Raw genomic sequence first — 9,031 nt, forward strand, 5'->3', positions numbered from 1 at the left:
GCAACTAAAGGGCGAGCTAGTTATTTAGGTGAAAGAAGTATCGGGCATCAAGATGCTGGAGCGACTTCCTCTTATATAATATTACAAGCGATTTATGATTATTATGTCAGTATAAAATAACGAAAAGGAGAAATGAAATGGTTGGGATTGTAATTGTGTCACATAGTTCAAAGGTTGCGGAGGGTATTAGAGAGATGGCTTTACAAATGGCTAATCCTGACCAGAAAATTATAGCTGCCGGTGGAACGGATGCTGGTGGGATTGGAACGGATGCTGTTAAAATCCTTAATGCAATTAATGAAGCTGATGACGGTGATGGAGTTGTGTTATTAGTTGACCTAGGTAGTGCAGTTTTAAGTGCGGAAGTAGCAATGGAGATGTTAGAGGAGATTGTTAGAGAACGAGTTAGAATTGCTGATACACCGATTTTAGAAGGAAGTATCAGTGCGGTGGTAGAAGCATCGATTGGCAGTCCGCTTGAGGCAGTAGTTGCGACAGCGGAAGAAGCTAGAGAAATTAACAAATTACAGTGATGGAGTGTTGAAGATGGCAGAGTTAACAGTAGTTATTAATAATAAATTTGGTATTCATGCCCGTCCGGCAGCAACTTTGGTGAAAACGGCCGCTAGCTATAAAAGTTCTGTTAAACTAACTTCCGGTGAAAAAACAGTTGATGCAAAAAGTATTCTCGGAGTAATGTCTTTAGGTGTTAAAAATGGTACTACTGTTATGTTTAAGGCAGAAGGTGAAGATGCTCAAGATTGTTTGTTAGCTTTGAAAAAATTAGTTGATTCGGACTTTGGAGAGAGTTATTAACAGCGATATTCCTGCTGAGTAAGGAGGGTGCTTATGGGAGAGATATTACAAGGAAAAGGCGTTGTTGCCGGAATTGCTATTGGCGAAGTTGTTTGGGTAGCCAATGATTATGAAAAATGGTTTGCTAAATATAACAGCGACTCTCCTAAAATTGAAAATGAAAAATTAGATAAGGCAATTCAAAAAGTTCAAGCTGATTTAGAAAATAATATAACTACCATGCAAGAAAAAAACATGACCGAGCAAGCGCAAATAATGCAAGCTCATTTGCTGATTTTAAAAGATCCGACATTTATTGATCTTATTTTAGAAAAGCTTGAACTGGAAAATTCAGCACCGAAGGCGCTACAAGTAGCCATTGATGAAATTGCTAAAACCTTTGAGATGATGGATGATGAATATTTTAGAGCAAGGGCAGCAGATATTAGAGATGTCGGAAATCGTGTTTTAAAAACATTATTAGGTATTGATGAACTTGATTTTGGATCAAGAAAAATTATATTGTGTGGTCAAGACTTGGAACCATCACTAATTGCTGCTATGCCAGAGGAGAATTTACAAGGGATTATTTTAGGACATGGCAGTTTGACTTCCCATGTAGTGATTATTGCTAAAGCGAAGGGTATTCCGACTATTATTGGGCTTGAAAAATTTGACTTGTTAGAAAATAAGGCGCAAGTTGTATTAGATGGTGATACCGGAGAAGTTGTTTGGCATTTGGCGCCAACTGAAGAAGAGAATTATCGAAAAAAACTAAAACAGCAAGAACAAGAAAAAGAATATTATTTAAATTTGGCTAAAAAAGAAGTTGTGACCCAAGATGGGCACAAAGTTGTTGTTGCGGCTAATATTGGTTCAGATAAAGATATTGATAAAGCGTTGCAGTTTGGTTGCGAAGGCGTTGGATTGTTTCGCAGTGAGTTTTTATTTATGAGCAGAAGCGCTATGCCGAATGAAGAAGAACAATTTGCGGCATACAAGGCAGTGGTCCAAAAATGTGGAGAAAAATTATGTATAATCAGAACGATGGATATTGGTGGCGATAAGTCGTTAGAATATTTAAAGGTTCCACCGGAACAAAATCCGTTTTTAGGGTGGCGAGCGCTAAGGATTAGTTTAAAAAGACCGGAGCTTTTTTTACCACAGTTAAAGGCTATTTTAAGAGCCGGCGTTTATGGTAATGTTGCGATTATGTTGCCGATGGTAATAAGTTTGAATGAGATTATAGAAGCAAAAGAGTTTATTAAACTGGCACAAGCCGAACTTGATAAAGAACAGGTGCCGTATTCTAAAACTGTGTCAATCGGGATTATGGTAGAAACGCCGGCAGCGGCAATTTTAGCTGATAAATTGGCACAGCATGTTGACTTTTTCAGTATCGGCACAAATGATTTAGCACAATATGTGTTGGCGGTAGATCGCGGTAATGAAAATATTTCCTATTTGTATAACTATTTTAATCCAGCGGTGCTTAAAATAATCAATGATGTGATTGGTGCAGCGAAGAAAAATAATATTTGGGTTGGGATGTGTGGTGAGATGGCTGGAGACATCTTAGCTACGGAATTATTAGTAGGAATGGGCATTGATGAACTTAGCATGAGTGGTAGTACTATTCCGAAGGTTAAAGAGAGAATTACCAAGATAAATCTTGCTAGTGCCCAATCTCTAGTGGCTGAAGTTTTGCAGTTTGATAAAACGGAAGAGGTTATTAATTACTTAAAGAAAAAATAAACAAAGCCTTAAAAATACACTAAATCAGTATTTTTAAGGCTTTGTTTTATACCGGAAAATTAATGGTAAAGGTTGTTCCTTGACGGGAGGTCTCAATATTAATAGTAGCATTATGGCGGTTAGCAATTTGATAACAAGTAGCTAATCCTAAGCCGGTACCGGTGGCTTTCGTTGTTACGAATGGCTTGCCGATGTTTTCTAGAATATCTTTTGGTATGCCGGTGCCTTGATCGGTGATGGCTAAGGCAACGATGTTTTTATGGTAGGTTGTTTTAATAGTTACGATGCCGCCAGGGTGCATCGCCTCGAGTCCGTTACGAACTAGATTCAGCAATAATTGGCGAATTTCTTTTTCATCTAACTTTATTTCAGGAATTTCTCCTAACACTAGTTGGATTGAGCAAGATGAAGAGTTAGCGTAGGCTTGAATTAACGGAAAGATATTTTTGATGATAAAATTCAAATCACATTTTTTTAGGATTACTAATTTTGACTGACTGAGTGATAGATATTCTCTGATAATTTGATTAGCACGATCTAACTCGCTTAATAATAAATTAAATTCATCGACATAGTCTTTAAAGGCGGGACGACGTAAAAATAGTTGGAGATAACCGCTGACAGTTGTAAGTGGATTGCGAATTTCGTGAGCGACACTGGCGGCCATTTGTCCAACTATCTTTAAGCTTTCTAGTTTTGATAAATCTTGTTCTAAGGCACGTCGTTTAGTGATGTCCCGCAATATCGCAACGAAGCCTTGATATTTGTTGTTTTCATCATAAAAAGTGTTGGTGGATTGCTCAACCCAAATGATTTCACCGGTAGAAGTGATAATACGAAATGTTAACAATTTACTTTTATTATCATTGGGATTAATTATTCGCCGGAGGATTTTCACTTTGTCCCTATCATCGGGATGCGTTATTTTCGCTGCTAATTGCACATTTTTATAAAATAATGCCGGTGAATAACCAGTAAGGTTATAAATTGATGGTGAAACATATTCAAAATGTGGTGCGGGATAAAAGGAAAACTGATAAATGACATCGGTGGCGTTTTCAGCTAACAGTCGATATTGTTGCTCTTTTAAAGTCAAATTGTAATGAGTTTTTTCACAATATAAAATTAAAATACCGACAGATAAAAACAGTCTAAGACCGGCATCAATTAAAAATCCCCACTTGGCAGTAGGATCATCAAAATAAAAAGGGACTTCTAAGGCGTGTAAGCCGATAATAAATAAGGTTCCGCTGGTGATATATTTACCCCAGCCACCACAGTTAAAATGATTTAAAAATAAAAAACCTGTTTGTAAATTTATAAAACCGAAAGCTAAACAAAAGAATATTAAACGATAAAAAAAGCTTAAATCTAGGGCGACAGTGATATAAGTAAAAAAAATGGAGATGACGGAAAGACCAAACCAAGACAAGAGCCAGGTGCGAGAAGGTTTAGAACCGTTAAAATCAATAGTTCCAATTAATTGTAAAAAAGAAGCAAAAATAAAAATTCCTTGATATAATAGAATCATATAACCATCGGTAGAAGATATCGGGGTGTCAATTAAGGCTAGGCGCACCAAACTTAGTAAGGAACTGGCTAACCAGATAAATAAATATCGCTCGCGGAAATTTAAATATAGATAAATAAAAATAAATGAAGACATTAAAGATAATGAAAAAGTAAAAGCGAGAATAATGTTAATAATGTCTGTATGCAAGGATTGCACCCCCTGAAGTTGATAAAGTTCTAGCTGGTATAAACTAATGTCAGCTAAAAACTGAAAAAATGTAAAGTATTTGTAAAATAATACAATTATAACATTTAGGATTATTCTGCGCTATGATATTTAAATATTACAAATGTATTTTTGAGTAATATAAATGTATACATTATTTCTATTATATGATAAGTAGATTTTTTATTTTTTATTTGATATAATTAAAGTCAATTCTTAAAGACTAATTATACAATAAAAACGCATAAAATGCATAAATATAAAATTATTGCTTTTTAATATACTGTTATTAAGTGCCTGATAGGGGGTTATGATATGAAAAGTACAATTACTATCAAAAAGGAAAGATGTAAAGGTTGCAATATTTGTGTTAAGTTTTGCCCGAAAAAGGTGCTAGCACTAGGAACCTTAGGAATGGTAGAGGTTGTTAATGGTGAAGCCTGCATTGTGTGCGGACAATGTGAAATGCGTTGTCCTGATTATGCAATATTTGTGGATAAGAAGGTGGAAGAATGAGTAAGGAAGTTAAATTTTTACAAGGTAATGAAGCTTGTGCTGAAGGAGCAATTGCTGCCGGTGTAACATTTTTTGGGGGCTATCCGATAACTCCTTCTACTGAGATTGCTGAAGCGATGGCGGCGAAATTGCCACAAAATAATGGTGCATTTATTCAAATGGAAGATGAAATTGCAGGTTTAGCAGTAGTGCTAGGAGCATCTTTAGCGGGGAAAAAAGTTTTAACTGCAACTTCCGGCCCGGGCTTTTCTTTAAAACAAGAGTTAATTGGTTATGCTTGTATGGCGGAAATTCCGGTTGTTATTGTTAATGTTCAAAGGGTTGGTCCTTCTACTGGACAACCAACAGCACCGTCACAAGGTGATGTAATGCAAGCGCGTTGGGGGACTCATGGTGATCACTCTATTATTGCCTTATCGCCATGGACTGTTAAGGAATGCTTTGATGTAACGGTATTAGCAGTTAATTACGCTGAACGATTCCGTACGCCAGTTATTATTTTAATGGATGAAATCGTTGGACATATGAGAGAAAAATTTGTAATGCCTAATAGTGCTGATATTAAAATTTATCCTCGTCGTAAACCGAGCAAAACAATTGCGGAAGGCTATCAGCCATATGAACCGATGGAAGATTTAGTACCTAATATTGCTGATTTTGGAACAGGTCATAAGTTTCATGTAACAGGATTATTACATGATGAGACAGGTTTCCCAAGTGGCAGTCCTAAATTAACAAAAGAAGTTATTGATAGATTACATAAAAAAATAGAGATAGCACAAGATGAAATAACACATTATGATGAGTTCTTTATGGCAGATGCTGAATATGCTGTTGTCGCTTATGGTGGTACTGCTCGTACTGCTTATGCAGCAGTAGAACAGGCTCGCGCTAAAGGGATTAAAGTGGGCATGGTAAGATTGATGACAATCTGGCCATTTGCAGATAAAGTTATTAAAAACTTGGCTAGTAAAGTAAAGGGTATTTTAGTGCCAGAGTTAAACTATGGACAATTAGTATTGGAAGTGGAAAGAGCGGCAGGCTCACAGGCAAATGTGGTTTCATTGCCGAAATACAACACGGAAGCATTTGATCCACAGGAAATTTGCGAAGCCATTGAAGACCTGAGCAAGGGGTGTTAGAGTATGAGAAGTTATGATAAATATTTGCGCGAAAATAGATTGCCACATATTTGGTGCCCTGGCTGTGGTAATGGTATTGTTATGAAAGCAATTGTTAAAGCTGTTGAAAATAAAAATCTTGACCAAGATAAAACTGTAATAGTATCAGGAATTGGATGCTCTTCTCGTGCTTCCGGTTATATGAATTTTGATACACTACATACTGCACATGGTCGAGCAATTCCGTTTGCTACCGGGATTAAACTTGCTAATCCAGAGCTCAATGTTATTGTAATTACCGGTGATGGCGATTGTATGGCTATTGGTGGAAATCACTTTATTCATGGGGCAAGACGTAATGTGGATTTAAATGTGATTTTATTTAATAATCACATTTATGGGATGACCGGTGGTCAGGCTTCGCCATTGACACCGTTGACGAAAAAAGCAACTACCGCACCATATGGTAATATTGACAGACCGTTTGATCCTTGTCAGCTAGCAATTGCTGCTGGTGCAACTTATGTAGCAAGAAGTACCGCTTTTCATGTGCAACATTTAACCAGTATGATTGAACAATCCTTTGATAATAAGGGCTTCTCTTTAGTTGAAGCTATTACGCAATGTCCTGTTGCTTATGGTCGTAAAAATAAAATGGGTGATGCGGCTGACATGCTTAAATGGATGAGCCAAACAGCAACAATGATGCCGGCTTTTGAAAAAATGACGCCGGAACAACGTCAAGAGCGATTCCCAATTGGCGTGTTGCATCAAGCTAGTTTATCGGAATATACTTCTGATTATCAAAAAGTTATTGAATGTGCCGGAGGTGCTGAATAATGAAACAAATTCGTTTATCCGGTTCTGGTGGTCAAGGTGTGATAACAGCGGCGATTATTTTGGCAGAAACTGCGATTGCAGAAAATAAAGAAGCCGTTCAATCACAATCTTACGGTCCGGAAGCTCGTGGTGGAGCTTCTAAAGCTGAAGTAATTATTTCAGATAGTTTTATTTATCATCCTAAAGTTAATGCTCCTGATATTGTATTAGCGTTAACACAAAAGGCGGCTGATAAATATTATGCTGATTTAAAAGCAGATGGGGTTTTGATTGTCGATGAGGATTTAGTTCCGGAAATTCCTGCTTTTAAAAATGTCGTGAAAGTACCGATTACCAGATTGGCAGTAGACCAACTTGGTAACAGCATTTTTGCTAATATTGTATCGCTAGGTGTTATTGTGAAAAAATCTAAAATTGTTGATTTAGAAACTTTGAAAAAAGTTGTAGCAAAACGCGTACCACCGGCAACTATTGAAAAAAATATGGAAGCCGTAATGGTTGGTTATAATTCCATAGATTAATTCTGAAGCAGGGGTATAGACCTCTGCTTCTTTTATCTAAATATGGGGTAGGTTATTAATAATGAAAATTTTTCAAAACGATTGGGAAGAGTTATTACAAGAAGAAATAAAACAGCCTTATTATTTAAAACTAAGAGAATTTCTAAAAAAGGAATATTCCACTACGAAAATTTATCCGGATATGTATAGTATTTTTAATGCGCTACATTATACGGCTTATAATGATGTGAAAGTAGTGATTTTAGGGCAAGATCCTTATCATGGTGAAGGTCAAGCGCATGGTCTTAGCTTTTCGGTGCAAGAAAATGTGCCACCACCGCCGTCTTTGGTGAATATTTTCAAAGAGTTAAAAGATGATCTTGGGTGTAGTATTCCTAATAACGGGTACTTACTTAGCTGGGCGCAGCAAGGGGTGTTGCTCCTTAATACGGTTTTGACGGTGAGAGCTAATCAAGCTAACTCTCACAAAGAACAAGGTTGGGAAAAATTTACCGATAAAATTATTATGTTGCTAAATGCACGGACGAAACCGTTGGTATTTATTTTATGGGGTAAACCAGCGCAACAGAAAAAAACTTTAATTACTAATCAGTCCCACTTGGTGTTGTCAGCACCACACCCTAGTCCGTTGTCGGCTTTTCGCGGTTTTTTTGGTAGTAAGCCTTTTTCAAAAACCAATAATTTTTTAATGTCGCAGGGGTTGGAGTGCATTAACTGGCAAATTCCTGATAATAAAAAATAATACCAAATTGGACTAATTGGTCTTAAATCCTATTGTTAATTTAAGTAATTTTAAATATAATATACATAGTTAACATTTCCAGTTTATCTATTCTGGATAATAGACAAGTAGTATTTAATGTGTATAAATTTTATTTTTATGGAGTAGAAGATGCAAACTTTAAGTATTCATCCTCTCAATATAATAAAAGCTTTGTCGATGGCCTTGGAGTTTTCTATTAATGGGATGTCTAGACATCACTGGAGAACGGCCTTTATTTGCTATTGTATCGCCGAACATATCAATCTTGGCGAAAAAGAAACGTATGAGCTTATTTATGCTGCGTTATTACATGATATTGGTGCGGCTTCAAGTTGGAGTGAACGACGCAAAATAAGCGTTGCTTCACCCTTATTGGTTTCTAATCATAAGCATGCCGAAGAGGGGTATTTGTTACTGAAAGATGCTGATAAAATGGGGCAATTAGCTGATATTATTAGGCATCACCATGACAATTGGGATGGTACTAATTTTTCGCGGATTTATGGCGAAGCAATACCGCTAGCTAGCAGAATTATAAATATTGCCGATAAAATTGAATTATTAATAAAAAATGATGTGCCGATTTTTAAACAACGAAATTATATTTTAAGTATTATCAATAAATACAGTAATATTTGTTTAGATCCGAAGTTGGTGCAAGTTGTTAATGAAATTGCTGAAACAGAAAGTTTTTGGCTGGATTTGGTTAATCCGAATTGCTATGATTTATTTTTTAATAAAATTACCGAAAAAACATTAACGATTTTCTCGTTGGATGATGTTATTGCTATTGCCAATATTTTTGCTACTATTATAGATCGGACTAGTAAATTTACAGCAACGCACTCACGTAATGTGGCGCAAATGGCAGTGTTTTTAGCAAAACAGCAGGCTTTTTCACACGATGATTTGAAAATAATGGAGATTTCAGGATTGTTGCATGATTTAGGTAAGTTGGCAGTGCCAAATAATATTTTGGAAA

The 9,031-nt window shown here is 36.3% G+C and carries 11 protein-coding genes; 10 read left to right on the forward strand and 1 reads right to left on the reverse strand.

Features of this window, described 5'->3' with window-relative positions; translation table 11 throughout:
- From KBI38_07360 to ptsP, 4 genes are all read left to right on the forward strand, one after another.
- Positions 1-120: DAK2 domain-containing protein (locus KBI38_07360; protein MBP8629874.1), on the forward strand; the 120-nt coding region annotated here is incomplete at its 5' end.
- Between the two features lie 17 nt (positions 121-137).
- Positions 138-533: a PTS-dependent dihydroxyacetone kinase phosphotransferase subunit DhaM gene (locus KBI38_07365; GenBank protein MBP8629875.1), complete on the forward strand. Its 396-nt coding sequence runs from the start codon at positions 138-140 to the stop codon at positions 531-533.
- A gap of 13 nt (positions 534-546) precedes the next feature.
- On the forward strand, positions 547-816 hold the full coding sequence (locus KBI38_07370; protein MBP8629876.1) for an HPr family phosphocarrier protein: 270 nt from the start codon (positions 547-549) through the stop codon (positions 814-816).
- 33 nt (positions 817-849) lie between these two features.
- A complete protein-coding gene (gene ptsP / locus KBI38_07375) occupies positions 850-2,550 on the forward strand; it encodes a phosphoenolpyruvate--protein phosphotransferase (protein ID MBP8629877.1) in 1,701 nt (566 codons plus the stop codon).
- Positions 2,551-2,596: 46 nt separating this feature from the next.
- Here the strand turns inward: ptsP and KBI38_07380 are convergent, their stop codons facing one another.
- On the reverse strand, positions 2,597-4,270 hold the full coding sequence (locus KBI38_07380; protein MBP8629878.1) for a PAS domain-containing protein: 1,674 nt from the start codon (positions 4,268-4,270) through the stop codon (positions 2,597-2,599).
- A gap of 333 nt (positions 4,271-4,603) precedes the next feature.
- Between KBI38_07380 and KBI38_07385 the strand changes: the two genes are divergently transcribed.
- The 6 genes from KBI38_07385 to KBI38_07410 form a co-directional block, all read left to right on the forward strand.
- Entirely contained in the window at positions 4,604-4,804 is a 201-nt protein-coding gene (locus KBI38_07385; GenBank protein ID MBP8629879.1) for a 4Fe-4S binding protein, read from the forward strand.
- Positions 4,801-5,946 carry a 2-oxoacid:acceptor oxidoreductase subunit alpha gene (locus KBI38_07390; GenBank protein MBP8629880.1) on the forward strand — a complete coding sequence of 382 codons (1,146 nt, stop codon included), beginning with the start codon at positions 4,801-4,803 and terminating at the stop codon, positions 5,944-5,946. The genes KBI38_07385 and KBI38_07390 overlap by 4 nt, the downstream gene beginning before the upstream one ends.
- Positions 5,947-5,949: 3 nt before the next feature.
- Positions 5,950-6,765 carry a 2-oxoacid:ferredoxin oxidoreductase subunit beta gene (locus KBI38_07395; GenBank protein ID MBP8629881.1) on the forward strand — a complete coding sequence of 272 codons (816 nt, stop codon included), beginning with the start codon at positions 5,950-5,952 and terminating at the stop codon, positions 6,763-6,765.
- A complete protein-coding gene (locus tag KBI38_07400; protein MBP8629882.1) occupies positions 6,762-7,286 on the forward strand; it encodes a 2-oxoacid:acceptor oxidoreductase family protein in 525 nt (174 codons plus the stop codon). Before KBI38_07395 ends, KBI38_07400 begins: the two co-directional genes overlap by 4 nt.
- Before the next feature lie 61 nt (positions 7,287-7,347).
- A complete protein-coding gene (locus KBI38_07405; GenBank protein ID MBP8629883.1) occupies positions 7,348-8,028 on the forward strand; it encodes a uracil-DNA glycosylase in 681 nt (226 codons plus the stop codon).
- A 150-nt stretch (positions 8,029-8,178) separates the two neighbouring features.
- A partial coding sequence (locus KBI38_07410; protein MBP8629884.1) for an HD domain-containing protein occupies positions 8,179-9,031 on the forward strand: 853 nt, incomplete at its 3' end.

It is taken from the genome of Negativicutes bacterium, assembly GCA_018052945.1.
In the GTDB taxonomy this organism is placed as follows: domain Bacteria; phylum Bacillota; class Negativicutes; order JAGPMH01; family JAGPMH01; genus JAGPMH01.